28 protein-coding genes are annotated in these 26,380 nt (G+C 41.0%); 20 read left to right on the top strand and 8 right to left on the bottom strand.

Translation table 11 applies throughout. The features are described from left to right. The first annotated feature begins 41 nt into the window (after nucleotides 1-41). On the top strand, nucleotides 42-182 hold the full coding sequence (locus ACP2AF_RS11700) for a hypothetical protein (RefSeq protein ID WP_425236339.1): 141 nt from the start codon (nucleotides 42-44) through the stop codon (nucleotides 180-182). A 76-nt stretch (nucleotides 183-258) separates the two neighbouring features. Here ACP2AF_RS11700 and ACP2AF_RS11695 read toward each other — a convergent pair whose 3' ends face one another. After that, on the bottom strand, nucleotides 259-693 hold the full coding sequence (locus ACP2AF_RS11695) for a cupin domain-containing protein (protein ID WP_425236338.1): 435 nt from the start codon (nucleotides 691-693) through the stop codon (nucleotides 259-261). 72 nt (nucleotides 694-765) lie between these two features. Between ACP2AF_RS11695 and ACP2AF_RS11690 the strand changes: the two genes are divergently transcribed. From ACP2AF_RS11690 to ACP2AF_RS11680, 3 genes are all read left to right on the top strand, one after another. Continuing rightward, nucleotides 766-1,359, top strand: coding sequence for a TetR/AcrR family transcriptional regulator (locus tag ACP2AF_RS11690; RefSeq protein ID WP_425236337.1), 594 nt, complete (start codon nucleotides 766-768; stop codon nucleotides 1,357-1,359). Nucleotides 1,360-1,857: 498 nt separating this feature from the next. After that, on the top strand, nucleotides 1,858-2,436 hold the full coding sequence (locus ACP2AF_RS11685; protein ID WP_425236336.1) for a hypothetical protein: 579 nt from the start codon (nucleotides 1,858-1,860) through the stop codon (nucleotides 2,434-2,436). A 268-nt stretch (nucleotides 2,437-2,704) separates the two neighbouring features. After that, nucleotides 2,705-3,295, top strand: coding sequence for an ASCH domain-containing protein (locus ACP2AF_RS11680; RefSeq protein WP_425236335.1), 591 nt, complete (start codon nucleotides 2,705-2,707; stop codon nucleotides 3,293-3,295). 330 nt (nucleotides 3,296-3,625) lie between these two features. On the opposite strand, the gene ACP2AF_RS11675 is transcribed toward ACP2AF_RS11680, so the two are convergent. Further along, nucleotides 3,626-5,029 (bottom strand): serine hydrolase domain-containing protein, encoded by a 1,404-nt coding sequence (locus ACP2AF_RS11675; protein WP_425236334.1) that lies wholly within the window; start codon nucleotides 5,027-5,029, stop codon nucleotides 3,626-3,628. Nucleotides 5,030-5,253: 224 nt separating this feature from the next. Here ACP2AF_RS11675 and ACP2AF_RS11670 point away from each other — a divergent pair, with 224 nt between their 5' ends. The 6 genes from ACP2AF_RS11670 to ACP2AF_RS11645 all read left to right on the top strand — a co-directional run bounded on the left by ACP2AF_RS11670 (nucleotide 5,254) and on the right by ACP2AF_RS11645 (nucleotide 10,779). Continuing rightward, nucleotides 5,254-6,087 (top strand): sigma-70 family RNA polymerase sigma factor, encoded by an 834-nt coding sequence (locus tag ACP2AF_RS11670; RefSeq protein WP_425236333.1) that lies wholly within the window; start codon nucleotides 5,254-5,256, stop codon nucleotides 6,085-6,087. 198 nt (nucleotides 6,088-6,285) lie between these two features. Then, nucleotides 6,286-6,915, top strand: coding sequence for an FMN-dependent NADH-azoreductase (locus tag ACP2AF_RS11665; protein WP_425236332.1), 630 nt, complete (start codon nucleotides 6,286-6,288; stop codon nucleotides 6,913-6,915). After that, nucleotides 6,902-7,417 carry a cupin domain-containing protein gene (locus ACP2AF_RS11660; protein WP_425236331.1) on the top strand — a complete coding sequence of 172 codons (516 nt, stop codon included), beginning with the start codon at nucleotides 6,902-6,904 and terminating at the stop codon, nucleotides 7,415-7,417. Before ACP2AF_RS11665 ends, ACP2AF_RS11660 begins: the two co-directional genes overlap by 14 nt. A 241-nt stretch (nucleotides 7,418-7,658) precedes the next feature. Beyond that, nucleotides 7,659-8,198 carry a DinB family protein gene (locus ACP2AF_RS11655; protein WP_425236330.1) on the top strand — a complete coding sequence of 180 codons (540 nt, stop codon included), beginning with the start codon at nucleotides 7,659-7,661 and terminating at the stop codon, nucleotides 8,196-8,198. Nucleotides 8,199-8,371: 173 nt separating this feature from the next. After that, nucleotides 8,372-9,670, top strand: coding sequence for an agmatine deiminase family protein (locus tag ACP2AF_RS11650; RefSeq protein ID WP_425236329.1), 1,299 nt, complete (start codon nucleotides 8,372-8,374; stop codon nucleotides 9,668-9,670). Nucleotides 9,671-9,798: 128 nt separating this feature from the next. Beyond that, nucleotides 9,799-10,779: a sugar phosphate isomerase/epimerase family protein gene (locus tag ACP2AF_RS11645; protein ID WP_425236328.1), complete on the top strand. Its 981-nt coding sequence runs from the start codon at nucleotides 9,799-9,801 to the stop codon at nucleotides 10,777-10,779. A 156-nt stretch (nucleotides 10,780-10,935) separates the two neighbouring features. On the opposite strand, the gene ACP2AF_RS11640 is transcribed toward ACP2AF_RS11645, so the two are convergent. Beyond that, nucleotides 10,936-11,223, bottom strand: coding sequence for a Fur family transcriptional regulator (locus ACP2AF_RS11640; RefSeq protein WP_425236327.1), 288 nt, complete (start codon nucleotides 11,221-11,223; stop codon nucleotides 10,936-10,938). A 114-nt stretch (nucleotides 11,224-11,337) separates the two neighbouring features. Between ACP2AF_RS11640 and ACP2AF_RS11635 the strand changes: the two genes are divergently transcribed. The 5 genes from ACP2AF_RS11635 (at nucleotide 11,338) to ACP2AF_RS11615 (ending at nucleotide 14,835) form a co-directional block, all read left to right on the top strand. Further along, a complete protein-coding gene (locus ACP2AF_RS11635; protein WP_425236326.1) occupies nucleotides 11,338-12,246 on the top strand; it encodes an NAD(P)/FAD-dependent oxidoreductase in 909 nt (302 codons plus the stop codon). Between the two features lie 74 nt (nucleotides 12,247-12,320). Then, nucleotides 12,321-12,893 (top strand): Crp/Fnr family transcriptional regulator, encoded by a 573-nt coding sequence (locus tag ACP2AF_RS11630; RefSeq protein WP_425236325.1) that lies wholly within the window; start codon nucleotides 12,321-12,323, stop codon nucleotides 12,891-12,893. 80 nt (nucleotides 12,894-12,973) lie between these two features. Then, nucleotides 12,974-13,426: a carboxymuconolactone decarboxylase family protein gene (locus ACP2AF_RS11625; RefSeq protein ID WP_425236324.1), complete on the top strand. Its 453-nt coding sequence runs from the start codon at nucleotides 12,974-12,976 to the stop codon at nucleotides 13,424-13,426. A 191-nt stretch (nucleotides 13,427-13,617) separates the two neighbouring features. Beyond that, complete coding sequence (locus tag ACP2AF_RS11620; protein ID WP_425236323.1) at nucleotides 13,618-14,250, top strand: GyrI-like domain-containing protein; 633 nt, start codon at nucleotides 13,618-13,620, stop codon at nucleotides 14,248-14,250. 132 nt (nucleotides 14,251-14,382) lie between these two features. Beyond that, nucleotides 14,383-14,835, top strand: a complete 453-nt coding sequence (locus tag ACP2AF_RS11615) for a DUF1569 domain-containing protein (RefSeq protein ID WP_425236322.1) — start codon at nucleotides 14,383-14,385, stop codon at nucleotides 14,833-14,835. 4 nt (nucleotides 14,836-14,839) lie between these two features. Here the strand turns inward: ACP2AF_RS11615 and ACP2AF_RS11610 are convergent, their stop codons facing one another. Further along, entirely contained in the window at nucleotides 14,840-16,966 is a 2,127-nt protein-coding gene (locus ACP2AF_RS11610) for a DUF5916 domain-containing protein (protein WP_425236321.1), read from the bottom strand. Nucleotides 16,967-17,166: 200 nt separating this feature from the next. Further along, on the bottom strand, nucleotides 17,167-17,499 hold the full coding sequence (locus ACP2AF_RS11605; protein ID WP_425236320.1) for a DUF2853 family protein: 333 nt from the start codon (nucleotides 17,497-17,499) through the stop codon (nucleotides 17,167-17,169). Nucleotides 17,500-17,723: 224 nt separating this feature from the next. Between ACP2AF_RS11605 and ACP2AF_RS11600 the strand changes: the two genes are divergently transcribed. The 3 genes from ACP2AF_RS11600 to ACP2AF_RS11590 all read left to right on the top strand — a co-directional run bounded on the left by ACP2AF_RS11600 (nucleotide 17,724) and on the right by ACP2AF_RS11590 (nucleotide 20,821). Further along, nucleotides 17,724-18,962, top strand: a complete 1,239-nt coding sequence (locus ACP2AF_RS11600; protein ID WP_425236319.1) for a serine hydrolase domain-containing protein — start codon at nucleotides 17,724-17,726, stop codon at nucleotides 18,960-18,962. A 73-nt stretch (nucleotides 18,963-19,035) separates the two neighbouring features. Continuing rightward, the gene (locus ACP2AF_RS11595; protein WP_425236318.1) at nucleotides 19,036-19,761 is read left to right on the top strand and encodes an MIP/aquaporin family protein; all 726 of its coding nucleotides are present in this window, start codon (nucleotides 19,036-19,038) and stop codon (nucleotides 19,759-19,761) included. A 190-nt stretch (nucleotides 19,762-19,951) separates the two neighbouring features. Beyond that, a complete protein-coding gene (locus ACP2AF_RS11590; protein WP_425236317.1) occupies nucleotides 19,952-20,821 on the top strand; it encodes an alpha/beta hydrolase in 870 nt (289 codons plus the stop codon). A gap of 88 nt (nucleotides 20,822-20,909) precedes the next feature. Here the strand turns inward: ACP2AF_RS11590 and ACP2AF_RS11585 are convergent, their stop codons facing one another. Together ACP2AF_RS11585 and ACP2AF_RS11580 are read right to left on the bottom strand one after the other, a co-directional pair. Continuing rightward, the gene (locus ACP2AF_RS11585) at nucleotides 20,910-22,187 is read right to left on the bottom strand and encodes a mandelate racemase/muconate lactonizing enzyme family protein (protein ID WP_425236316.1); all 1,278 of its coding nucleotides are present in this window, start codon (nucleotides 22,185-22,187) and stop codon (nucleotides 20,910-20,912) included. A gap of 48 nt (nucleotides 22,188-22,235) precedes the next feature. Further along, nucleotides 22,236-23,195, bottom strand: coding sequence for an RraA family protein (locus ACP2AF_RS11580; protein ID WP_425236315.1), 960 nt, complete (start codon nucleotides 23,193-23,195; stop codon nucleotides 22,236-22,238). A 194-nt stretch (nucleotides 23,196-23,389) separates the two neighbouring features. Between ACP2AF_RS11580 and ACP2AF_RS11575 the strand changes: the two genes are divergently transcribed. Together ACP2AF_RS11575 and ACP2AF_RS11570 are read left to right on the top strand one after the other, a co-directional pair. Continuing rightward, on the top strand, nucleotides 23,390-24,037 hold the full coding sequence (locus ACP2AF_RS11575) for a GDSL-type esterase/lipase family protein (protein ID WP_425236314.1): 648 nt from the start codon (nucleotides 23,390-23,392) through the stop codon (nucleotides 24,035-24,037). Nucleotides 24,038-24,107: 70 nt separating this feature from the next. Next, on the top strand, nucleotides 24,108-25,724 hold the full coding sequence (locus ACP2AF_RS11570) for a family 20 glycosylhydrolase (RefSeq protein WP_425236313.1): 1,617 nt from the start codon (nucleotides 24,108-24,110) through the stop codon (nucleotides 25,722-25,724). Nucleotides 25,725-25,875: 151 nt separating this feature from the next. On the opposite strand, the gene ACP2AF_RS11565 is transcribed toward ACP2AF_RS11570, so the two are convergent. After that, a complete protein-coding gene (locus ACP2AF_RS11565) occupies nucleotides 25,876-26,295 on the bottom strand; it encodes a DUF5606 domain-containing protein (RefSeq protein ID WP_425236312.1) in 420 nt (139 codons plus the stop codon). Between the last annotated feature and the right edge of the window lie 85 nt (nucleotides 26,296-26,380).

The raw sequence follows: 26,380 nt of genomic DNA, 5'->3' as shown, positions 1-26,380 counted from the left end.
TTGGTTTTTTGTCAATTTTAATCAAAAACGGAACACTTTTCATGAAACACGAAATTGAGAAAATAGTATGCTTTATCGCTATTATGGTATGTACCGATTCCCTATTGGCCTTCTTTTTAGAAGCCATTATCCCAGGGTTTTTGTTACTCTTTTCTTCTATAACTTTTGGAAGTAACAGTTAGTTGTTAGCAATGTCCGGATTTCTGCGCGAAATCCTAATCAAACAACTATAGCACAACAGTGATAGCGAGCTGTAACTTAAATCTTAATAATCATATCAAACTCCACCGCTGTCGTTATCACTTTATTCACGATTTCTGGAGCAAGCGATTTGTCACTGGCATCTTCCTCGTTTTCCGGGATACCTATTTGTTCGAAAAAATCCCTAAATCCTTTGGGGCTATGGATATTTACCCATTTGCAGGGTCTATCGCTGTTGTTGGAAAATGTGTGCAAGGTCTTGGGAGGAACGTCCACAGATTCTCCGGCCTTTACAATCATGGTCTCGCCATTGACCATAAACTCCATTTCACCTTCAATGATGAGGAAGGATTCCTTAAAAGAATTGTGCAAATGTGGTGGTGGGCCCTGCACTCTAGCTGGCGTTTCTGCTACCATTAGGTCATAATCGCCCGTAGTTTCATGGGGCGTTACCTTATGACCGAGTACCCATTTTGTTTTGGTTGAATTCATCTTATGAGATATTTGTCTCACAAACATACGCGTAAATTTTTCTTTATCCAAACTTTGTGAGATATTTGTCTTATGAAAGACAATTACATCAACAAAGGCAGGACAAACCAAAAAATTGAGACTAGAGGGAAAATTCTGATCAGTGCCCAATATTTTTTAAACAAGGGGCTAGCGTTTAATCTAGAGGATATTGCGAAAAGAACCGGAGTTTCCAGAGCAACAATCTATAGATACTTTTCGAATGTAGATGTATTGGCAGCGGAAGCCGCACTCGACGTTAGCACCAAAAGTCCGGTAACAATTTTCGAAAATCTTCATGGCAAGACCATTGAGGATAAGGTCCTTGAAATTCAAGACTACTACAACATTTTGGCTACAAACCATGAAAAGTTGTTTCGAAAATACTTGAGTACCGTTTTGGATTCTGGTACTTCAACCCAGAAAAGGGGAGCAAGAAGGAAAAAAACTTTGCAATTGGTACTTGAGAACACAAACTATACCTCCAAAGAAAAAAGGGATCTTTCAAACCTTCTTACTATTCTAATGGGAATTGAACCTCTTATCGTTACCAAAGATGTTTGCGGTTTAAGTGATGATGAATCATTCGAACTTTTAAAATGGGGTATGGAATTGCTACTTAAGGGCTTTAACAGCTCTAAAAAATAATAGCTGCGCTTAGTGATGGATTTAATCCGTTGTGCCAATCCCAAACTCTAAAAAAATACAGTGGTCTATTAGAATGTTAGCTACTGGGGACAAAAAGCACTTTCGCTAATTTTATGGTTTACCTTAAAACATAGATTTTAGCTGGTTTTATACCTATTATGGGTTTATAAAGCAGTATTTTATGGCTATATAAACAAGATGGGACATATTATGAAATAATTGATTTTATACTACTTTATGAAAAATACAATTACTAACTCGTTGCTATCATTATTTTTCTTTTTCATAAAGAAAACTACGCAATCAGTACTTGTCATGTGTATCTTAGGTTGTCTGTTTATCTCTTGTAAATTTTCAAAAGAAAAGGAAAAAATTGATGAGGACCCAAAAAAAATCACAGCTTTAGAAATCGTAGAAAACTCAATCAATTGGGCTGGAACAATCGAAAAATGGAAAAACATAGCCTCCTTGGAATATACCAAAAAAACAAGATTACTTTTGAAAAATGGCCAAATTGAATCTGAAGTAACCCAACGGCACCACTATGTACTAAGACCTCATAAAAGCATAAAAATATCATGGGTCGTCGACCGGGACAGCTTTCTAATAGTACATAATGATCTCATTTCCCAAAAATTTAAAAATAACAGCATTGTCGAACAAGGCGATGCGGTAAAATCAGCTGTCAACAGCTCACTATATGTGGTAGGAATGCCTTTTAAACTTTTAGATGAAGGTACAGTCCTCACCTATGAAGGGCCAAAATTACTAAACACCACTGACACCGTACACACCATTAAAGCCACCTATGAACCAAAGAAACACCAAAATCATTCCACCAAAGACGAGTGGTGGTATCATTTTGACAAAAACAATTGGGCTTTGGTAAGCTCTATGGTTTATCACAAACCAACATACGTCTTAATAGAAAATATATCCGTTATTGAGAAAAAGGGTCTGATCTTTCCGGAAAGGAGAAAAAGCTACCGATGTAATGAATTTGGGGAAAAACTCTTCCTGAGGGCCGAATTCTGGTATGAAGATTATTCAATTCAATTTCTAAACGACCAAGATTAGCCTATAACGCATTATTTTTCAACCATTTACTACAGAGATCCAACAACCCTGTTTTATAAGTGGCCAACTAATTTCGCTCGATCAAAAAAATCATCATTCAAAACTAAAACTACGATAACCATACTATAGCTTCCGTTAAATAATGGAATGACGTATGCTATTAATTAGACCAAAAGTAATTTGGCCACGTTCTCCCGTACTTCGTTATATTTAAACAGATTTAAATCTGGAAAAGTGCCCAACATTGGCATTAACACCAAAAGAAACCATGAAACAACTGACAATAGTGCTGTTTTTGATTTTTATAAGCTGTAAAAATGAACAGAAAATCCAAAACGAAAAGGAAACGGATATAGAAACACAAACTATGGCCGAAACCGAAAACGGAATTGATAAATCCGTTTACGAAATGTGGAACAACTATGTGGAATCAAATCCTGGATTTAAAGACCAAGAAATCCCGGAATCCGATTTTTTTCATAACAATAGAAAAGATGCGAATCGACTAGCGGAATTAACACTAAAAGGTAAAAAGAAAGCTTCTTCAGGTTTATTGAGTTTGTATAAACAATATAACGTTGATTTACCAAAAGTAGGAGCAAAACAAATATTTACTGATTTTGACGGCAGGGCACAAGGGATAATTGAAAATACGAGAGTAGACACTATTCCATTCAATAAAATTTCCAAAGAGTATGCAGAAATGGATATGGGAACAGATATTCAACCTCTTGAAAAATGGAGAAAAGCACACTGGGACTTTTTTGAGAGCTTTTTAAAAGAGAGCGGGGAGAAGCCGACCGAAGAAATGCTAGTAGTTTGTGTAAGATTTAAAACCATTTGGCCAAAAAAGTACTAATGGCAAAACGTTTATACAAGACTTTAGTAAACCTTTAAGAAAAACCTATACCATAAAACAATTTTCTTCCGAATACCATCCGCTTGTTCGGAGAGACCGGAATCAACAATCTGTTCGCCTTGAACTATGTGGGTTATAAAGCAAGAATCAATACGTGGGCTTGGGGGTTTAAAATTGGAGGAGGAATTGAATTTGGTTTGCATAAGAAAATCGTACTGCTAAAAAGAATATGAGAACATTGATCAAATCAAGAAGTTCCAAATTGGCCGGTCATAGATTCAATACATCAGTAGCCGTGATTCAATAGGGACCGATTCAGGGATTGGGATACTAGTTCTTTTTCAACATTGCCTTTTTTGTCCCCATGAACCCATCAAATTTCAATTTCGAAAAATGTCCAGTACCATCCGGGACAAATTCCAACCGTGACCAAAACTGCCGATTGATGAACTTAACGATTTGGCCATTGTCACCTACAACAGGTATCATAGGAGCACCATCGGAAAGTAGCATTCCATCCTTGAAACTTATGGTTACCGTTCCATTGGGATTATAAAAGTTTTCATCAAACTGAAAGGTTCCCAACAATTTTTGGGCAAGGTCATTATTCACGTACCTAGGGTTTACCAAGTTTAGTTGCTCATAGGGTTCCCCAAAAACGATCGAGGCAATCTTGGGCACGTTAAAATAGGGTACATGGATATGAATGTTAGAGAACATAATCACGATTAAACCTTCCCCGGGATAGACCGCAAAATAACTGGAAAAGCCCGGAGATCCCCCACTTCGGTAATATCTTACATGATTTCCCTGGGGTTTATTGGATATTCCATACCCCAAACTTGTGCCATAGTAAGAATTGGTCATTTTTTTCCAGGAATCGGCGGACAACAATGTATTGTGCATCATAGCCTGGGCAAACTTTTCCAAGTCCTCCGCATTGGAGTAAATTGAGGCATGACCGATTTTTGTGGACCAATGTATTAACCGGGCCCGCTCCAATTCGGTAACCCCTTGCTGTTCATAACCCAGGGCCAAATTTGGAACGTCCCCATACTGCATTGCATAGGCAAAGTGTCCCGTATGGGTCATGCCCAAAGGCAAAAAAATATGATTCTTAAGATACGATCCAAAAGACTCTCCTGAGACTATTTCAATCACTTTGGCCAAGAGTATAAAGGAGGATCCCGAATGTCTATATTTTTCTCCAGGTTCCGCTATGGGTTCCAATATTTTTATGTAATCCACCAACGCATCCAGCGTATGGGCCGATTCGATCATTTTATCATAAGTGCCATCGGCTTGGGAAACAAACCTAGGCAAACCTGACCTCTCCGTAAGTAAATGATGAATGGTTATCTTATCTCCATTGGGAAATCCGGGTATGAACTTGGCGAGCTTATCATCCTCCAATATCTTTCCTTTCTCAACAAGTTGCAATATGGCGGCCGCGGTAAACATGGCGGAAACAGATCCTATAAAAAATTGGGATGCCTTGGTATTTTTGATTTGATTTTCCCTATCGGCATACCCGTAGGATTTTGATAAGATGATGTCCCCATTTTGTTTTACCAGAACAGTGCCACTGAAATTATTGGAATCGGAAATTGGGCTAATCAATGCGTCTATTTTATGGGCAAGTTCGTCATTAGAGCTTTTTGTGGTTGAACGGGTATCCTGACCCCAGGACATGATACCCACAATTGACAATAGGTATGGCATTGTTGTTTTCATTTGTATTGCTTTGGTGGTTTGTTATTAGGGACGGGTGAAGTCCCCTTTTGTGGCAAAAACTCCCAAAGTCAAATCGAATTCGAAAATCTCTCATTGGAATGTAGCAATATCAGGGTAGGGCCATATCATGTAAGACGTAAAAGGTAAATAGCAATTTTTCCTTTCAAAATGTCACGTTTTCATTGACTACCTTGTCACACTATTGAAATACTAAAAATTTCGATTTGAAAAATCACCAAAACACCTTGTTTCCCTACGCCTATAATATTCTGGGCACGGTAGAGGATGCCAAAGATGCCATACAGGATGTACTGGTCAAGTATCAATCCATCAATACTGCACATGTTGAAAATGAAATAGGCTATTTGACCCAATCCGTGATAAACCGATCTATAAATATCAAAAACAGGAAAGCCAAAGTTACGGCCAACAAGGTTTGGCTTCCCGAACCCATATCTACGGAAAAAGCGGACGACAATCTTATCGGGGAAGAGATATTGTCCTATTCCCTATTGGTTCTATTCGAAAAATTAACTACCCGGGAACGGGCTGTTTTTATTCTTAAGGAAGCTTTTGATTATTCGCATAAGGAAATTGCCGAAACCATTGGCATTTCCATTGAAAACTCCAGAAAACTGTTGAGCAGGGGAAAGCTAAAATTGGGAGCACATAAAACATCCGGCCCAAAAAACTATTCCGCCGCCCCCTCCCCTCACTTGGAAAATTATATCCATGCCATTAAAAACGGAGATGTAAAACATTTGGGAGAAATGCTTTCTGAGGATGTGGCCCTAAGTGCGGATGGAGGGGAGGACATCAAGGTGATACGGGAATTGACCACGGGAAAAATGGCCACTTCCAACCTGTTGCTCTATGTGTTCAAAACCTATCAAAAATCACTGTCCATTGAAATATCCGAAGTGAACCACCAACCTGCCTTATTATTTTACGAAGGTGAAACCTTGATCAATTGTCAAGTCTTTGAATTTGAAGACAACAAAATACGGCATATCTACGCCGTCATCGACCCCAATAAATTGAAAACGTTTTTTCGATAAATCCGTCACGTTTCTTCCTGCTCTTTGGTCATACTATTGAATTTAAAATATCAATAGATGAAACGAGCATTAAGAAATTTTAATGATTACTTCATTAAAGGTAATGTTTAAAATTTCTAATGCGAGAACGTAGTGGTTACATACGTTCTCAATTTTTTTAATTGTTTTATTTACAACTAATTACAAAAATTTAAACGTATGAAACGATTATTGCGAATCGATTGTAGTTCAAGGATCGTAGGGTCACATTCAAGAAACTTGGCCGATTACTTCGAAAAAAAATGGAAACTTGTAAACTCAAGCGGAACGGTTATTTATAGGGATTTGGCAAAACAGCAATTGCCCCACATCCAAAACAATACCATTGAAGGGTTTTACACACCTTTGGAACATATGTCCCCTGAAAGCAAACAAGCCACTGCCTTATCGGACGAATTGATCGAAGAGCTCAAATCCGTAGATGATATCCTGATAAGTAGCCCTTTGTACAATTTGAATATCCCCTCGAATCTCAAAGCCTACTTCGATCAAGTGGTACGAGTTGGACGTACATTCAACACCAATGAAAAGGGCTATTATGGTTTGCTAGAGGATAAATCGGCCTATTTGGCAACCGTAAAAGGAGGCCGGTACAAAGGCACTTTTATGGAATCCCATGATTTTCAAGAACCTTATCTCAAAGCTATTTTGGGACATATGGGTATAAAGGTCCGAGGATTATTTTCCCTGGAAGGTACCAGTGATAACGGGGTATTGGAACAGAACAAATATTTGGCTCAACAGAGCATCGATCAATCATTTATAAAACAAAAACATGAAAGCAACTAAAGCGAATTATTTTGTAGACCAATTGGAGGACAACGCATCCATAATAGTGCCTGACGAAGGGGAAACCCTGGAACTCAATACCATTGCAATAACCTTTAAGGTGACCAGTGAAATGTCCAATGACCAATTGGGAGTTTACGAGATTTCACTTCCCCCTATGTGTATCGGTGCAAAATTGCACTATCACAGATTTATGGATGAGACCTTTGTGGTGAACCAGGGTGTTTTGACCATAGAAGCAGCCGATAGAGTATATGAGGCCAGACCAGGGACAGTGGTATACGTGCCCAGATTTACGCCCCATGGATTTAGGAATGATACTGATGAAATGGTAAAACTGACCTTGATTTTCAACCCATCACAAAAACGGGAAGGCTTTTTTAGGGGCCTTTACGAAACATTGAACGAGGTCCCTATAGACCCTGAAAAATACTTACAATTGTATAACAAGTACGATAGTTTTCCGGTTGATACCTCCAATATGATTCCGATACGGGAATAAGAATCTTAAAGGCCGGAAAGTGAATAGTACCGGTGATTTGAGTTTGGTTTAAATCGCCGGTACCTTGTATTACTTAAATTACTTTCGCTAAAATAATAGCTAGAAGATTTTGATTAATTGCTACATTTTTTGTAGTATTGCTACTTAATTTGTATCTAGTAAAGAACAACTCGTAACAACGCTGAGTAGAACGTGCAAGGAATCGGGGTTAAAGTTATCAGGACTCACCTAAATTATACACATGGAAACATTACAAAAGCCAAATCCCTCCGAATATCCCTCGTATTCGTCCATTTATATGGATTTGTTGGATGACCAAAAAAACATTCTAGATCAATTATGGGAGAATTTTTTGGAAGTAAAGCGATTCATTTACAGTCTTCCCGAGAAAAAATTGAAGTATCGATATGCCGAAGGTAAATGGACCATTAAAGAGATTTTAGTACATAACATCGATGATGAACGCATCTTTTCCTGTAGGGCCATGCGCTTTGCTCGGAATGACACTACCCCTTTGCCCGGCTTTGAACAAGATGATTACACAATATTTTCGGAGGCCAACGGAAGAAGTCTGGACAGCATCTTTGAAGAGTATGAAGCCGTACGGAAAGGTACGATCGCACTTTTTAAACATTTGCCCAAGGACAGTTTTATGAGGAAAGGTTCTGGAATCGATACGGACGGTAGTATAATCAATGAAAGAACGGTAAGGGCATTTGCCTATCATATTGCCGGCCATGAATTGAGACACCTCAACATCATCAAAGAGCGGTATCTGTAGGCTAATGGAATAGGGCCTACGCCCTTGTTGATTTTAAAGTATGGTTGGGGAAATACAACTTAAAAAGCTATCTTGAAACCTCGGTAAGAGATGGCTGGCTTTTATGCCATCTCCAGTTATTTGATTCGATGGAGGTATAACAACTACTTCATCATGTATCGTTAAGCTCAAAAATGAAAATCTCTATACTATTCATACTCATTCCGGTCTTACTACTTTTAGGGTGTAATCCACCTTCGAACAAAAAACCGGAGTCATTGAAGGTTACCCGGCAAATGGGCGAATTTGAAACTATCGATGCGCTCTGGCTTATTTGGCCAACCACCGACCATAAGGAAGGGGAATCTGTTGAAAAAGTAACCTTGGCCATTATCGATGCCCTGATCAGCGACCTAAAGATTGTGATAAGTTGTGCGGATGATGGAGTTCTTAAAGAGGCAAAATCCAAATTAAGCGAAAAATATCCCAATCTGGAGAATCTTGTTTTTCGTGTGATTCCCTCGGTGGAGCTATGGGCCCGGGACATGGGGCCTGTCTTTGTAGAAATAGAAAATGGACAATATGCCATTGCCGACTTTAATTTTAATTCTTGGGGGTATTCGGACACCCTAGACCAAAGCTCCCGGATCGAAGAGAAGTATGATGAAAAGGTGGCTGAATTATTGGATCTCCCTATCATTTCAAGTACCATGATCAGCGAAGGCGGTAATCGTGAGCTCAACGGAAAGGGAACTTTGGTAGTTACCGAGGCCGTGGAACGGGGACGTAACCCGGGGATGTCAAAAGCTACCATGGAAGCGGAATATCAAAGATTACTCGGAGCACAAAAAGTAATATGGCTAAAAGAGGGACTTTTGGAGGACAGCCATACCTTCTTAGGACCCCTATCGACTGCTGATACCAAAAAAGCATATACCGTGGTTACGACCAACGGCCATGTGGATGAGTTTGCCCGTTTTGTAAACGATTCTACCCTTCTTTTGGCCAGTGTTGACAGTACTGAATTGGAAGATCCCATTGCCCAGGAAAATTATAGGCGTTTGGAAGAAAACTTCACGATCCTTTCCAACAGTACCGATCAAGATGGAAATCCATTGAAAATAGCACGACTGCCCTTACCGCAAACCATTTTGACCACAATGGGGCCTGGGGATTATGTATATGATTATATCAAAACCTTGGACTATCATGACGGTAGCCAATTTCCCGATGGAGAAACCATTACCGTGGTAGCCCCGGCCAGCTATCTCAATTTTATCACTACCAATACTATAATCCTTGGGCAAAAATATTGGCGGGAAGGCTTGCCCGAGAAAATCAAAATGCAGGATGCCGAAGCCAAAAGAATACTACAAACCGTATTTCCAGAAAAAAAAGTGATCATGTTAGATGCACTGGCCGTTAACTTAGGGGGAGGTGGATTACACTGTATAAGCATGCATCAACCCAAGATACTTCCAAATCAAAACTGAAATACCCGATAGAGTATCACACAAAAAGAATTACAGACACCGGCTTTTTTGTATCTTTTCGGGCATGAAGCTTATGAATGATTGGCATTCCAATCCATATCTTTAGACATCAGATAAAACCATACTTAATGAAACACAAAATTTCAAGGAGAAAGGCTATTACCACTGGCCTCACAGGCTCTCTTGCCGCAATAGGCGGTTATGCCTTTACATCCAATTCCAAGGACATGCTAACCGCTTCTGGCCCAAGGGAAAAGAAGAAATTGCCCTTTCGAATTAGCTTAAACACCTCTACCCTTTTGCATTACGAGCTGGATGTGGATGTACAAATAGACCTCGTGGCCGATGCGGGTTTTGATGGGATAGAATTATGGATGCGTAATATAAAGACTTATTTGGAAAATGGGGGCAACACGACCGACCTAAAGAATAAGTTACAGACCCGCGGCCTTGTTCTGGAGAATATCATTGGATTTTCAAAATGGTGTAGTGACGATGCCGAGGAACGAAAAAAGGCGATAGATCAACTACGTGAGGAAATGCAGATTACCGCAGGTCTGGGCGGTACTTATATCGCCGCTCCGGTACAGGGGATAACCTCCTTGGATAGAACCAAATACGATGCTTATGCCGAGCGTTATGCCGCCATCCTACAGTTGGGAGATGAAACTGGAGTTACCCCCATTATGGAACTTTGGGGTATGGGAGCCCTTAACAAGGTAGCCGATTGCGCTCAAATCGCGATTGCCACCGGACACCCCAAAGCGACAATTTTATTGGATTTTTATCATGTCTATCGGGGCGGGAACGACTGGGACACCGTAGACATTCTTAATGGGGGGAAATTACCTGTAATACATATGAACGATTATCCGGCTACACCCGCCTATGATCAGTTAAAGGATTCGGATCGGGTATTGCCCGGAGAAGGGGTCTGTCCTTTTGATGCCGTTATCCCCAAACTATACGACGCCGGTTTTAGGGGTGGATTTTCCGTAGAACTGTTCAATAAAGGGTATTGGGAAACCATGGATGCAAAGACACTTTTAAAACATAGTTATGAAAAAACGCATCGTACCGTGCAAAAAGCACTTGGGGACACTATTTAGCCCTATAACTGCGATTCATAGATCAGCATATTCTAACTATGGTTTGGACAACTAAAAAAGTTGAAACTCGTAAGGAGCATTTGCTACAGATTCTGGTTAGTAAACAATTCATGCTTTCAGCGATATACCCTTTTGGGAGCATTGGAGTGAACAGACTCATGCAAACATTCTGTTTTTTGCAACGCCTACAACGAAAGTGAAAATAATCGTCAAAGTGCTTTTGCTATCACATTTCTCGCAAACGGCAAAGTATTGCTTGCTATCCTCCGCCACTATTTTATGTACGACCCCATCCTCGCAAAAACGATTTAAAACCCGATAAATCGCTGCCCGATTGATATCAATTTTAATTTCAGCGGCAATAGCGTCCTGGCTCATCGCTTTACCACTTTCCTTAAGCAGCTTAAGGACGGCCTCTTTTGTCGGTGTGCTTCTACGATTCATATTCTTAATGCGACTATGTTGCAATAACAAAAAAATGCGATTAACTTTACCAAAAAAATTAATAGTACAACAGTACTCTGGGACAGAGTATTCGTCTGTTCAAAATACAACAAAATGGCAGATAGCACGATTTATGATGTAATCATCATTGGGGGAAGTTATGCAGGCCTTTCGGCAGCAATGACCTTGGGACGCTCCCTAAAAAATACATTGGTCATCGATAGTGGAAAGCCCTGCAATGCTCAGACCCCACATTCCCACAACTTTCTAACGCAGGATGGAAATACCCCAAAGGGAATTTCTACACTCGCCAAAAATCAGGTAGAGAAATACGAAACGGTAAGGTTCCAAAAGGATATTGCAATAAATGGAAAAAAGACCCCGTATGGTTTTGAGATAAAGACCGAATCCGAAAAAACTTTTGGAGGGAAAAAACTGATCTTTGCAACCGGAGTAAGGGACATCATGCCCAACATCAAAGGGTTTTCGGAATGTTGGGGGATTTCGGTAATCCATTGTCCGTATTGTCATGGTTACGAGCACCGCAATCAAAAAACAGCTATCCTTGCCAATGGGGATACTGCAATCCACATGGTGCCCTTAATTCACAATTTAACTAAGGATTTGACCATTTTAACTTCGGGCAAAGCCCAGTTTACGGATGAGCAACAGGCCAAGTTTGAACAACACAATATTCCCATTGTAGAATCTAAAATAGTTGAAATAGATCATCAAAATGGTAATGTGAAAAATGTAGTTTTCCAGGATCATACAAAAATAGATTTTGACACCATTTATGCAAGGCCTCTCTTTGAACAACATTCCAATATCCCGACCACTTTGGGATGCAAATTGGACGAACAAGGGTATATAATAGTTGATGATTTTCAAAAAACGACCGTAGAAGGTGTTTTCGCCTGTGGTGACAATACCACAGCTTTTCGCTCCGTGGCCAATGCCGTTTACAAAGGAAATGTAGCGGGAGCAAAAGTAAATATGGAACTCACGCATGAGGTGTTTTAGCAAAAAAGTCCGCTATTTCACTTAGTGTCAGTATTTGGATAGCAATGGATGTTATATAAAAGATTTCCCATGCCATGAAAGAACAAATCAAAACGTATTTTGCCAGATACGTGGAATTTAGCAATGAGGAAATAGATGGTATCTATTCTGAACTCAAGGCAAAGGTTTTTCAAAAAAAAGAACTTCTCCTAAAGGAAAACACGATTTGTAAATACTACTATTTTATTCTTAAAGGAGTGGTCCGCTTGTACTATGTTGATCAAAAGGGAAACGAGAAAATCACACAATTCGCTATAGACAACTGGTGGGTAACCCATATGGAAAGTTTCATAAGGGAAGCTCCTTCCACACAATATCTACAGGCTCTGGAAGAAACAACGGTTCTTTACCTATCAAAGGAGACCTTGGAAAAACTGTACTTAAAATATCCCAAACTAGAACGATTGTTCCGAATTATTACCGAGAACATGTTGATTGCCAGTCTTCGGAAAAGCGATATCTTCCTTCAAATGAGAAGTAAAGAGCGGTACACCAGCTTTGCCAGAACATTCCCGGACTTCATGCAACGGGTACCCCAATACATGATAGCTTCCTATCTCGAAATTACACCGGAGTATTTAAGTGAATTGCGCAGGAATTCAAAATAATCGAATTTCTTAAGATACCTTAATTTTTAAATCCATCGTATGTATAAAATTTGTTCCAAACTTATAAAACAAAATAAACCATGGAACGAATTACATATCAAGATGTCCCAAAAGGAATGTTTGAAAGTCTACGGGCCATTGAAGGTTTGATCGACGCATCCCCTCTGGACAAAAACTTAACGGAACTCATTAAGCTAAGAACATCCCAAAAGAATGGCTGCGCCTACTGCGTTGATATGCACCATAAGGAGTTGAAACATTTAGGTGAAACAGAGTTGCGCCTATCTTCATTATGTGTCTGGGAAGAAACGCCCTATTTTTCGGAGAAGGAAAGGGTGGTGCTCTATCTCACCGATGCCCTTACCCAATTGGACGGAAAACCAATATCCAATAGTATATATAATCCATTGTTGAACTTCTTTTCCAAAGAAGAAATTTGCTATATAACATTGACCATTTCGCAAAGCAATACTTGGAACCGGTTGATGAAAACATTCGGATTTACCCCAGGAAATTACAAAGTAAACCAATAGTAACACAGCATACCATAGACTAAGAGATTTGGAAATCCTACTACATGGATATTCTGGGAATGCATTTAACAAGTAGCCAAACAGTGGTCCATCGCTAATTCCGCAAAAATGGTTAAAAAGTAATTGAATTCAATCCACCTTTGATTTCCACTTTTTAAATACATTTAGGCAACACTAAAGGCTATTGTCCTATGAAACATGAATGGCGAAAACGGGAAAAGGAGATTTATCTGCCCCAGAGCAACCCGGAAATAGTAGAAATCCCGGAATTCAAGTTCGTTACCATAAAAGGTTCGGGCAGTCCCCAAAACAAAATTTTTGCCGAATATATCGGAGTCCTCTATTCTGTTTCCTACGCCATAAAAATGAACCTAAAAAAGGAGTCGAAAAAGCCGCAAGGGTACAGTGATTATACGGTTTATCCCTTAGAGGGTATTTGGGACATTACCAAGGAAGCCAAAAAAACATTTACCGGAACAATCGATAAAAATGACTTGATTTTTAAATTGATGATCCGTCAGCCGGCCTTTGTTACCGATGATTATTTTTTGGAAATGTTGGAACAAACCAAAAAAAGAAAAACACACCCGCTTTTGGAGCAGGTTACGTTTGAAAAGATAACGGACGGGAAGTGCATTCAAATGATGCATCTAGGAAGTTATGATGATGAACCCCGAAGTTTTAAGGTCATGGAAGATTTTGCCGAGAAAGAAAATCTCTCAAGAATATCCAAAGATCATAGGGAAATTTATCTGACCGATTTTAGAAAGGTGGCCCCGGAAAAACTAAAGACCGTTTTGCGATTTAGAGTGGAATCAAAATAATTTAAAAATCCATATGTATAGCTATTTCTTAAGGATAATATTTGAAAAGCAAATTGGATAAAAGAAAGTCTTACCATGCCAAATTCTATTTTTTAGTACTTTAGAAATTCCAATCAAAAATTAAGGATATCCATGAAAAATATCTTCGATGAAAACGATGTAAAGGAAATCAAGACGCGCATCAACTCCTTGACTCCGGAAACCCAGAATCATTGGGGCAAAATGAGTGTCGATCAAATGCTTGCCCACGTAAACGTGGCTTACGAACTGGTGTACACGGACAAGTATCCCAAGCCCAAAGGTTTTCAAAAATTCCTGATTAAACTGTTCGCCAAAAATGTGGTCGTCGGACCCAAACCCTATAAAAAGAATGCACGAACAGCTCCAATCTTTCTCATTGAAGGGCAAAGGGATTTTGAAAAAGAAAAGAAACGCCTACTGGATCATTTGGATAAGACCTTTCAATTGGGGCCTGCCCATTTTCACAATAAAGAATCCCACGCTTTTGGCCCGTTAACGGAAAAGGAATGGAATACCTTATTTTCCAAACATTTGGATCACCACTTGCAACAATTTGGGGTTTAAGGGATTATCGTACCAAATCGAACATTCGCGTATACTTTACTATAAAACTATTGTTCAACGGATCGCCGTCCTGAAGGTTGTAGTTCCAAACTACAAAAAGTCCCGTATTGGCACGCTGCAACCATCCAAAACGTAGGTTGGCCGCCCAAAGTTTATCCGTGGTATTGTGTTGGATAAGTCCCTGTAAATAAATATTGGGTCTAAAGGCATAGGATAATTGACTTCTCAAAATATTGGCGGTAAAATTGCCTACGGGCAATTGAAAATTGTTATACAAGAACGTAACCTCCGAATTAAACTTATCACCTAAGCGCAAGCGTCCCGTAAGGCTCTCTATATAGCGTGTACCTCCAAAAGACCCTCCGATTACTGACCTTAGGTTTACCGAAAAAGGATGGCTTCTATTGGTAAAGAATACAATCTGGGATTCTACATGATTATAAGTGCCGGGCTGTACGATAACGTTTTTCCCACGGGAAATATCAAAGGCATCCACAACACCTTCCGTGGTTACGTTCACGCCTGTATGGATTTCCAGCCCACTTTTCCATTCAAAATGATTATCGATATGTAAAAAACTGGTTTCTAAAAAATTATCGAAGTTCCAGTAGCTACGATACGAAATATGGGGTCTGTACTCCAATATTTTTGCATCCGGATTTCGAGGTCTTAAATGGTAAAGTACTCGGGCCTCCGGTTTTCTAAATGCTGTACGCAGTAAGAAACCCACCTCGGGGTTAAAACCTTGCCCCACTTCCGTATAGGCAGCATTCAATTCCCAATTGTTCCAATTGTAGTCGGCCTGAAATTTAAAGGAGCGTTCATTTATGGTATCGTTCGGGTCTTGGGTACGGGCATAAAAACCTGCCAATCTTGCCTTTTTGCCCAAACCCAATTTTCCATCCATGGCAAAGGTACGGTTGAAATTATCATCGGATTGCAAGCCCTCCTTGTTGATAACAACCGCCCCCAGTGCCGATCGTCCCTTAAATTCATGGTTAACACGCGCCAGGGTAAAATTGTTTTCCTCTACCCCCTCTTCCTGAACGTCCTCTGTCCACATGGACAAAAAACCGATATTGGTCCGGTTGAGTTTTCCAGATAGTCTTGCCCCACCGATGATGGGAACAATGTTACCTTCATCGCCAATACCTATTCGACGGCTAAAGAATAAATCCACCTCACCTGGGCTACCTACACTGAATTGGCCCGCATTTTCCAGAAAAAAAGGGCGTTTCTCTGGAAAGAACAGATTAAAGCGATCTAGATTCACCTGTTGGTCATCTACCTCAACCTGGGCAAAATCCGTATTGTACGTGAGATCTAGGGTAAGACTGGGGGTAACGCTATATTTTAGATCCCCTCCTGCATCGGCACTCCATTCCGTACTGGGATTGGCCGCTTCAAAATCCTTCTCCATACGACCAAGGACATATGGAATCAATTTTAAATTTCCTGGGCTCCGTAAATCCAAGCCTGTTAGGGTTCCCGCAAGCGAAAGCCTCTTTAGATCCAGTCCTACGGGCATGGGGGCCCAATAGGTAATTTCATTGGTTTTGCGAATATTTCTGCGGAAATTAATGCCCCAGTCCCTACCGGATTGGAACCGAAGTGTACGCAGCGGGATGGCAAACTCGGCACTCCAGCCGTACTCCCCTACTTCTGTCCGAACCTCCCAAGATCCATCCCAATTTAGATTAAAACCTCCAATGGTACCTCCTTGTTGTCGATTAGCATTAAAATTCCCCTGGCCTTCATTATCAACCTGAGCATCATATTCTACTCCGAGGGCATTGGTACCGAACACAAATCCGTTTTGGCTGTCCTTATACGTGTCCAAAATAAAGATAAAGGCATCCGTATTATCCAAATCGGCGTCCCTACGGGCATCACTGACTACCAATCCCTCCGGGTTGGCATCATAACAGACGGCGGAAATAAAGAACACCTCCGAAGTATAGGCAATACGGATTTCTGTTCGTTCAGTAGCTAGTAGACCGAAATTCGGTTGCGCTTGAACCATTTCATCAAATGGCTCTATGGTTTGCCAAATGGGGTCGTTCAATACATCACCATCAATCAATGGGGCCTCAGTCAAGGCCTGGGCCTCGGCTACAGGTCTCGCTTTCAAATCTGAATTTGTGGACTGCGAAACGACAGATATGGAAATACAGCAAAAAGAATAGAAAATAAGGTTTTTAAAAAGGGTCATCGTTCTGGTTGGTCCGGTTATTTGGGAATAATCCCATGGTTTGTGGTGAAAGGGAACGGCAAATCCAATGTACAAAAAAACGCCCTATTCGGGCGCTTTTTCAATAGTATATGGGAAAGTTAGTTTAGCTCATGAGCTACCAAATAGTAGAATGCCGGTCTGCTTTTCATTCGGATTCCGGACATTTTATCAGCAACGGAATGGATAGCGGCCATGGCCTTGTCCTTATTGGTTACTCCTAATTTTTTCTCAACGAAATTACGTCTTACGGTCTCCAATTCGGACTCATCCGTTCCAGATACGAGAAGAGCATCCTGATTGTTCACCATGGTCTTTAAACTATTGACATAGCCATCCAATTGATCGTGATCAATATCGGACACCCCACATTCGTTTAATTGTTTTACCGCTGTGGATTTTAATGCAGCCAATTTATCTGCTAAATCGCTCATAGTAGTTTTGTTTTAAATTAAGTTATCGGATAATACCTTTCAGAATAGCATTTGAATTTTTTAATACAGCAACAAGTTAAAAATTTCCGTAAGAAAATAGAACCTTAAAAAGAGAATTTCTTAGGAGGTTCAACAGCTAGCAAAAAAAGACTATCTTGGAAATTGGAAAAACGGAATAGGTTTTGGCAAAAGTTGTCATATCCTATTAGAAACAAACTCCAACCATGAAAAATAGCCACAATTTTACAATTGTCTTAAGTTTTATTTGCCTTTTCGTTTTATCCGTACATGGACAACAGGCACTATTGGAAAAGAAGGATGTAGCCGGAATATCCCCGGAACGTCTGAACAGATATGATGCCTTTTTAAATAAAGAGGTAAAAGAAGGAAGAATCCCAGGAGCGATTTCACTAGTTTCAAGAAAAGGACAGATAGTACACGACAATACCTATGGATATGGTAGTTTGAAGGACAAATCTCCTATGGAAAAAGATGGGATTTTTCATATTATGTCCATGACGAAACCCATAATTACCGTTGCTTTTATGATGCTCTACGAAGAGGGGCATTTTTTTCTGACCGATCCTGTTTCCAAATACCTTCCCCAATTCAAGGACGTAAAGGTCGCCCAGGATCTTGAACTTGGAAAAGCAGGACCTACCGAACCTGCCCATACCGAAATCACGATAGCGCATATACTTTCTCATACTGCAGGTTTCTCGCACGGTCTTGGAGGGTCTGCTTTGGATAAGGAAGTACGGGAAGCCTTATACTTTAACCCTCAAGAAAACATAGAGAGCCGTGTCAACACTTTGGTGGGTTTACCACTTATGGGGCATCCTGGGGAACAATGGTATTATAGTGCTTCCCCGGATGTATTGGCGCTATTGATCGAGCACTTTTCCGGAATGACCGTCATAGATTTTTTACGGCAGCGATTGTTTGATCCTCTTGAAATGAATGATACGGGATACAATATTTCGAATGAAAATCAAAAAAGATGGGTGCCGGTCCACAATTTCAATCCAGAAGGAAAATTGGTCAATTCCGAACAGCAATTGCCTACCCAGGGAAATACGGTTTTTGGAGGAACCCACGGACTATTTTCAACAGCTTCCGATTATATGGCCTTTTGCCGAATGTTGTTGAACAAAGGTAAATGGAATGGAAAGCAATTTCTAAGTCCCAAGACTTTGGAAATTATGACCATGAATCAGGTTGGCGATTTATATCAAGCTCCGGGTCAGGGATTCGGTTTTGGTTTTGGGGTTACCACGGATCTGGCCGACAGCAAAAGTTTGGGATCTGTGGGGCAATATTATTGGAGTGGGGCATATTGCACCTATTTTTTTGTAGATCCCAAAGAAGAACTCATCGCTATTTTATTGACACAGGTCCAACCCTATAACAATTATTATGGGACCATAATGCGCCAGTTTATATATCAAGCTATTACCGAATAAATGTAAGGTAAAAGTGTCCTGTTTAACGCCTATCATATTTTTTTTATCTTACAGCAACTAAATAATCAACACGATGACCGCTTATATTTTTGAATTTGTAGGTACTGGTATGCTTCTACTTTTAGGGAACGGTATTGTAGCCAATGCAGTCTTAAAGGGTACCAAGGGATCTGATTCGGGTTGGGTCGGCATATCCTTGGCATGGGGTATCGCTGTTTTTGTAGGCGTTTTTATTAGTGCCGATGTAAGTGGTGCGCATCTGAATCCTGCCGTAACCTTGGGGTTGGCCAGCGCGGGGAAGTTCGCGTGGTCAATGGTGCCAGGCTATATGTTAGCGCAGTTATTGGGTGCTATGACAGGGACTACATTGGTTTGGTTAACCTATAAAAAGCAATATGATGCCACCGAGGAACCGGATGCGCTTAGAGCTACTTTTTGCACCTCACCGGCTATTCGTAATCCTTTGTGGAACTTTGTTTCCGAAGCTATTGGAACCTTTGCTTTGGTCTTCGGGGTATTCTATATTGCCGGAGGTACTTTTTCAGAGGAACCTATTTCATTGGGTTCCTTGGACGCTCTTCCGGTTGCCCTCTTGGTGATGGGAATTGGTTTTAGCTTGGGAGGACCTACCGGATATGCCATTAATCCGGCACGTGATCTTGGGCCGCGCATTATGCATGCGCTTTTACCTTTAAAGGGAAAAGGAAGTAGTGATTGGAGTTATGCATGGATTCCCATTCTGGGCCCATTGGCAGGTGGTTTTTTGGCCGCTTTGGCATTTCTTTGGATAGGGAGCTAAAATGATCCAGACAGAAGTTTAGAATAGTTCAAATAAATACAAATGAAACGAACATGAATTTTTTTAATCAAAAACCCCGCGTAATAGGATGATTAAAATAAATTTATGAGAGAACGAATGCAATGAGTGGTTGCATGGGTTCTCAAATTTTTAGATATCTTATTTACAGATAGTTAAAAAATTTAAACACATGAAAAAAATTACTTTTTTATTAAGTTGTTTAGTCCTAATACAGTTTACAATAGCTCAAGAAATTGTAGAGCTTGCCCATGAGAACCCAAGGGATATCTCATGGAAAGGGCCGGAGAAGCAGTACTACTCAAAAATTTGGGACAATGAAGTGGTGACCAATGTGTCCGTTCCCACTATGCGGGTTTTCCGTCCCGAAAGTCCTAACGGTACGTCGGTCATTGTTGCACCTGGAGGTGGACTTTATGCTTTAAGTATTCTGAGCGAGGGCAATCATGTTGCGGAATGGCTCAATAAAAAAGGGATTACTGCTTTTGTTCTCAAATACAGATTGGTACCCACCGGAGAGGATGGCGTAAAGGAAATTACGGATTTGGGCAATTCCAATCCCATGGAAATCGGTAGACAGGTACAACCTGTACTGCCACTATCCATTGCCGATGGATTGACCGCTATTGCGTATGTTCGCAAAAACGCAAAAAAGTATGCTATAGACCCTGATAAAATCGGGTTCATGGGCTTTTCAGCCGGTGGGGCCGTTACTATGGGTGTTGGCTACAATTACACTGAGGCCAACCGCCCGGATTTCTTGGTTCCTGTTTATCCTTGGACAACCGTACTTCCGCCAAATGACCCTCCCTCCGATGCACCTCCGATGTTAATCGTATGTGCAACGGATGATCCCTTAGGATTGGCTTCAGGAAGTATTGAGCTGTACTCCAAATGGTTCTCGGCCAAAAAACCAGTAGGACTTCACATGTATGCCAAAGGCGGTCATGGCTTTGGCATGAAGGAACAGGGGCTGCCATCTGACAGTTGGATACAGCGTTTTTACGATTGGTCCGTTGCTGAAGGTATTACAGCACCTTAAGCTCACCCATAGCCTAGGACATCAAGAAATTTCCTTTATTTTAACTCACGTGATAGATTTGGAGTCTCTTTTCGGTAGTGCTTTTTTATCATTTGAAAAAAGGAACATCCTTTACGGCATATTTCCGCATGCCCTCTTCATTAATTTCCACGCCAATTCCGGGTTTATCGGAAAGTGGAATAAAGCCGTCTACCACCATTGGACCGTCAAAAGTGACAATTTCCTTGAACATCGGGTTCTTATGAAAGTAAATCTGCCATTCCAATATCATAAAATTGGGTACGGAGGCACAGACATGACAGGAGGCCATGGCACCGAGGTATGAAGCCACCATATGTGGAGAAAAAGGAACGTAATAGAGGTTGGCCAGATTAGCAATACGTTGGGCCTCGCCCAAACCGCCGGCTTTTTGTAGATCCGGCATAATAACATCCACGGCACCTGCTTCCAGCAAAGGTCTAAAACCATAGGCCAAATAGTGGTTTTCACCAGCACAAATGGGGGTACTGGTCGATTCCGTAATCTTTTTATAGGCCTCTACATTTTCAGCGGGAATAGGTTCCTCCAACCACATCATGTTCAGCGGCTCCAAAACCTTGGCGACCCGTTCTCCCGAAGTGGTATCATATCGTCCGTGCATATCGGCGCAGATATCAATATTGGGGCCAACGGCTTGTCTGGCCGCAGCCATCTGATTGTACATACGTTGTATCTCCGCAGGACTCGCCGTCCAGTTATAGGCGTCATATTTATTGGGATCTTTGGCCTGGTCCAAATCAAACTTTACCGCTGTGAATCCCATATCCGCAGCCTCCTTGGCGCTAGTGGCAAAATCCTCTGGTTTGGGGAGCCTATTTTGATAAAGTGCCGTATCCATATAAACCCTGATCTTGTCCCTAAACTTGCCTCCTAATAACTGGTATACCGGAAGTCCCAAGGCCTTACCGGCCAAATCCCATAAAGCGGATTCCACTGCTGTGAGCACCGAAACGTACATACCTGCCTGTGCCCCTTCAAAAAAACCTCTTCTTCGTAAATCCTCAAATAGTCGATGCACATTTAGGGGACTTTTTCCTTGCAATCGTTCCCCAAATATTTTTACCAGGTGGTAGGTTCCCGGAGTGGCATCAACACCTTCACCATGCCCAACGATATCTTGGTTGGTATATATTTTTACAAAAAGACTATGCCCTCCCCGTATATAGCCACATTTGATATCCGTAATCCTAAGGTCTGATGGAGCTGACATTTTAGGTGTCCGATCGACTGCGGTTTCAAATTCCTTTCCATAACTGGCAAAAGGTATGGCGGACAATGCACCAGCAGCCATGGTCTTGGTTAAAAAGTCTCTTCTTGAGTTTTTCATTTCTTTGATTTTACGATTATTTTGGAAGGGTGGTCATTCATAATCTGCTCACCATGTTCGAGTCTTCAACAACTCCTGTATCTGTGCCTTAGGTACCGGCAATTCATCAATATGGGCATTAAGCCATTGGGAAAAATCTTTCTCTATTACATCGGACCATCTGGAATCAATTTGACCCGGCGTATATTTCTGTTCGCGTAACCGCTGGTGACCAAACATATCTCGAAGTCGCACGATCTCAGAGGTCTTTACCACTTTTTCCGCTAAGTGGGGAGGAATAAACATAACTCCGCCATCACGTCCCAATACCACATCCCCGGGTATTACCGTCGCCATCCCGATTCGTGTGGGTGTATTGATTCCGATCAATGTCGTATTTAGTTCCCCATCCGGGTTGTTCAAATGATGGGATGGATGATACGTTCGAAAAAATGAGGTAAAAGACTCCAACTCCTTCAAACCGTCTATATCCCGTATTGCTCCGTTATACACGATTCCGTTTCCAGTTTTGGCATAGATGGAGTTCCCTAAATTGTCGCCAATGGTAGGGCCATCCAAATGTGCACCAAATTGATCTACCACGTAAACATCTCCCTTGATCAATAAATCGATAGTCCAGGCATTTTGGGATTTTATGCGACCATCCTTGGTATGCCCTTTTTCATCGATTACCCGATGAATATCTGGCCGGCCCGGTACAAACACCGCCGTGACCGCCCTTCCCACCAAAACGCTATCCGGATTTATCGTCTGCCAATTTTCTTCATACTGATATTTAAAATTTTGGCCTTTAAGCACGGCCCAGGCCTCTTCCAAGGTCACCTTTTTCATACGTTCCAAAATTTCATCTGAGACATAAGGTCGGCCATCCGCCAAACGCTCACCTTTCCATTCCGGAGTTAAAAAAATAAGCTCTTCCTTAGAGATTTGCTGCGCGGAGGCAATCATTGCCAGAAATAGAGATAGGAATAAAAAGTATTTTCGGAAAGTGCAAAGTTTGGTGGTCATTGTAGTGGATTTAGCTGGTTCTCAAACAAGTTAAGAAAACCACTGCAATTCTGTTGAAAGTTGAATGACAGATTATTGCAAGTTGGCATAATTTCAATTCTTCCTATATTTTCATTACGTTTTAAAATGATGACACCCTAAAACTTTTGGACAATCCCAAATAAAAACTAACTTACGCTCTTAATTTTTGCATAGTGAAATATCGCATTGTCCTATTTTTTTTGATAACCTATACCATTGGTCATTCACAGGATTCATTTCGTTTCAGGGATGAAGTGGAAGCTATCGGCAAAAAATACGATTCCCTTTGGGACCCTTCCAAACGAACCGTCATTTTTACAGGCAGTTCCAGTATTCGGATTTGGAATGATTTGGAACAGCTTTTTCCGCAACATCAAATTGTTAACTCTGGCTTTGGTGGTTCACAGGCCTCCGATTTATTGATTCATATAGATGATCTCATTTTAAAATATAACCCGTCAAAGGTCTTTATTTATGAGGGCGACAATGATATTTCTGCCCGTAAAAAGCCTAATACCATAGTTGACACTACCAAGGAAATCATTGATAAAATCAAAAAAAAGGATAGCACTACGCGAATAGTCCTCATATCGGCAAAACCAAGTATTGCCCGATGGAACCTAAGACGGAAATATAAAAGGTTAAATCGCAAATTCAGCAGATTGAGCAAGCAAAACGAACATTTGGAATTTGCGGATGTCTGGGCACCCATGTTGGATGGAAGAAAGGTAAAGACCGATATTTTTATCAAGGATGGACTTCATATGAACGCTAAGGGATATGAGTTATGGCATAACGTATTAAAGCCGTATATGGACTAAATTTGAAATCGCAGTTACCCATCAAAGAAATATTCATCGATCAACATATCAACCTATAAATTTTTCGAAAATGCTTAAATCGACCTTAATCAAATTTTTTTCATTTTTATTCATCCTTATTCATGTTCTGGCTTGCCAAGAAGAGAAAAAGAAACCTATCAATTTTCCACCTACAGATCTGGCCCAGGAAAGCTTTATGCCAAAACCGCTAAAAATAATTCCGACCCATTCCGCCTTTGCCTTGGATCGTTATACGGCCATTTTTACTTCCGAAAACGAGTCCGAGTATGAAAAAGCAGGGCAGTTTTTAGCTAAAAAGATAAAGGCCAAAATAGATTTGGAAATTCCGGTTAACAGGGATGCTCCCGAAGGTACACAAAGGGTTATTTACATTAACCGATCGGACAGTCTGGAGATGGAATCTCCCGAGGCCTATGAGCTGTATATTACGCAGGACACGATAATCTTGAATTCCAGTACGGCGGAAGGGGCATTCCGGGGCATACAAACGCTACGGCAGATTGTCCCAGAAACCAGTAACGATACCTTGGCCGAGCAGCGTATTTGGCCCATTCCTTCGGGCAAGATTATGGACAGTCCCAACTTTGCCTATAGAGGCTCCATGTTGGATGTGGCCCGACATTTCTTCAGCGTTGAGGATGTTAAGAAATACATAGACCTACTCGCCTATTATAAAATCAATGTTTTGCATTTGCATTTAACCGACGACCAAGGTTGGCGTATCGAAATAAAATCATGGCCCAAGCTTACCGAAATTGGCGGAAGTACTGAAGTTGGCGGTGAGGCCGGGGGCTTTTTCACCCAAGAGGACTACAAAGAAATTGTTGCCTATGCCGCGGAACGCTATATGACCATAATACCTGAAGTAGATATGCCAGGTCATACCAATGCGGCATCCGTTTCCTATCCCTTTTTGAATGGCAATGGAAAAACACCCAAACTCTATGAAGGTACGCACGTAGGCTTTAGCACCTTTAACACGCGAAAGGATACGGTATATGCCTTTATTGATGATGTAGTACGGGAAATTTCTGCGATTACACCAGGACCTTACTTCCATATAGGAGGTGACGAAAGTCATGTAACCAAGAAAAGGGATTATATCTATTTTGTAGAAAGGGTAGAAAAAATTGTACAAAAACACGGCAAGCGGATGATAGGCTGGGACGAAGTGGCCACCGCAGATATCGATTCCACCTCTATAGCACAATGGTGGGCCAGCGAGGAAAATGCCAAAAAAGCGGTTGAAAAAGGGATGCAACTCATCGTATCCCCTGCCAAAAAGGCTTATTTGGATATGCAATACGATACACTTTCCAAACATGGGCTCCATTGGGCGGCCTATATTCCGGTGGATACTGCCTATGTGTGGAATCCCGATACCTATGGCGGTATTCCCAAAGAGAATATTCTGGGCGTAGAGGCCCCGCTTTGGTCAGAGACCATCAGCAACATAGACGAACTGGAATATCTGGCCTTTCCACGTATCCTGGGTTATTCCGAACTGAGTTGGAGTACTGAGGAAAACCGCGATTGGGAGGATTATAAAGTGCGCTTGGCCAAACAGGCCCCGTTCTTGGATCGTATGGATGTAAAATACTATCCTTCACCTTTAATAGACTGGGAAAAGAGCAAGTACACCTACGAAGAGATAGAGAAGGATTGAAAAATCCAGAACGAAAGAAAAGGCACTATGGGAGAACCCTTGTTTGCCGAACTTAAATATATAAGTGTTTGAATAACCAATAGGCCACCGGCCATTTAACAAAAAAAGCCTTGGCAAATTGCCAGGCTTTTCCTTTTCTACTATTGCGTTACTATTCTTCCTCAGAAGAGTTTTCCTCGTCATCGGAAAAATCGGTAATACCATTATCAAGTAAGAGGTTATACCATTGAATCACTTTTTTGATATCGCTGGCATATACCCTATCTTCATCATAGTTGGGCAATATTTCAAAGAAGTATTCCTCTAGGGCTATTTTCTCGGCCTTATGGGCAACGGAAGTTTTCCCCCCTTTTTCCTTTACTTGAATCTTTTGGAAAACTTGCCGTAACGGTAATTCCTCTTCCAAGGTATATATGGCTATTTCCGAAAGCACGCTAACATTGTTGTGTGCACCAACGGATATTCTTTTTTTGTCCAAAAGGGACTCGGCCACAAAACCGGTTCGTGTCTGGGTCAACAGTCTGTAAAGACCTGGTTTACCGCCTATGGAAAGAATTTTGTCCAAACTCATGTATTCAAAGAATTTAAAGCCGCAAATATGATACTTTTCGTTTGACTTGGAAATTAAATAAAGAATTTTTTTGGAACGATTTGTT

This window comes from Ulvibacterium sp. (assembly GCF_965248315.1).
Taxonomy (GTDB): domain Bacteria; phylum Bacteroidota; class Bacteroidia; order Flavobacteriales; family Flavobacteriaceae; genus Ulvibacterium.
The sequence above is the reverse complement of the archived record's forward strand: the minus strand, read 5'-3'. Positions and strand labels throughout refer to the sequence as shown.

Coding starts and splice junctions, on each gene's coding strand:
- ACP2AF_RS11655 (WP_425236330.1), top strand. CDS start 7,659: ATGGAAACATTACAAAAGCCAAATCCCTCCGAATATCCCTCGTATTCG.
- ACP2AF_RS11580 (WP_425236315.1), bottom strand. CDS start 23,195: ATGACCACCAAACTTTGCACTTTCCGAAAATACTTTTTATTCCTATCT.
- ACP2AF_RS11605 (WP_425236320.1), bottom strand. CDS start 17,499: ATGAGCGATTTAGCAGATAAATTGGCTGCATTAAAATCCACAGCGGTA.
- ACP2AF_RS11590 (WP_425236317.1), top strand. CDS start 19,952: ATGAAAAAAATTACTTTTTTATTAAGTTGTTTAGTCCTAATACAGTTT.
- ACP2AF_RS11700 (WP_425236339.1), top strand. CDS start 42: ATGAAACACGAAATTGAGAAAATAGTATGCTTTATCGCTATTATGGTA.
- ACP2AF_RS11630 (WP_425236325.1), top strand. CDS start 12,321: ATGAAAGAACAAATCAAAACGTATTTTGCCAGATACGTGGAATTTAGC.
- ACP2AF_RS11615 (WP_425236322.1), top strand. CDS start 14,383: ATGAAAAATATCTTCGATGAAAACGATGTAAAGGAAATCAAGACGCGC.
- ACP2AF_RS11600 (WP_425236319.1), top strand. CDS start 17,724: ATGAAAAATAGCCACAATTTTACAATTGTCTTAAGTTTTATTTGCCTT.
- ACP2AF_RS11675 (WP_425236334.1), bottom strand. CDS start 5,029: ATGAAAACAACAATGCCATACCTATTGTCAATTGTGGGTATCATGTCC.
- ACP2AF_RS11595 (WP_425236318.1), top strand. CDS start 19,036: ATGACCGCTTATATTTTTGAATTTGTAGGTACTGGTATGCTTCTACTT.
- ACP2AF_RS11690 (WP_425236337.1), top strand. CDS start 766: ATGAAAGACAATTACATCAACAAAGGCAGGACAAACCAAAAAATTGAG.
- ACP2AF_RS11650 (WP_425236329.1), top strand. CDS start 8,372: ATGAAAATCTCTATACTATTCATACTCATTCCGGTCTTACTACTTTTA.
- ACP2AF_RS11635 (WP_425236326.1), top strand. CDS start 11,338: ATGGCAGATAGCACGATTTATGATGTAATCATCATTGGGGGAAGTTAT.
- ACP2AF_RS11570 (WP_425236313.1), top strand. CDS start 24,108: ATGCTTAAATCGACCTTAATCAAATTTTTTTCATTTTTATTCATCCTT.
- ACP2AF_RS11640 (WP_425236327.1), bottom strand. CDS start 11,223: ATGAATCGTAGAAGCACACCGACAAAAGAGGCCGTCCTTAAGCTGCTT.
- ACP2AF_RS11660 (WP_425236331.1), top strand. CDS start 6,902: ATGAAAGCAACTAAAGCGAATTATTTTGTAGACCAATTGGAGGACAAC.
- ACP2AF_RS11695 (WP_425236338.1), bottom strand. CDS start 693: ATGAATTCAACCAAAACAAAATGGGTACTCGGTCATAAGGTAACGCCC.
- ACP2AF_RS11680 (WP_425236335.1), top strand. CDS start 2,705: ATGAAACAACTGACAATAGTGCTGTTTTTGATTTTTATAAGCTGTAAA.
- ACP2AF_RS11625 (WP_425236324.1), top strand. CDS start 12,974: ATGGAACGAATTACATATCAAGATGTCCCAAAAGGAATGTTTGAAAGT.
- ACP2AF_RS11565 (WP_425236312.1), bottom strand. CDS start 26,295: ATGAGTTTGGACAAAATTCTTTCCATAGGCGGTAAACCAGGTCTTTAC.
- ACP2AF_RS11645 (WP_425236328.1), top strand. CDS start 9,799: ATGAAACACAAAATTTCAAGGAGAAAGGCTATTACCACTGGCCTCACA.
- ACP2AF_RS11585 (WP_425236316.1), bottom strand. CDS start 22,187: ATGAAAAACTCAAGAAGAGACTTTTTAACCAAGACCATGGCTGCTGGT.
- ACP2AF_RS11620 (WP_425236323.1), top strand. CDS start 13,618: ATGAAACATGAATGGCGAAAACGGGAAAAGGAGATTTATCTGCCCCAG.
- ACP2AF_RS11665 (WP_425236332.1), top strand. CDS start 6,286: ATGAAACGATTATTGCGAATCGATTGTAGTTCAAGGATCGTAGGGTCA.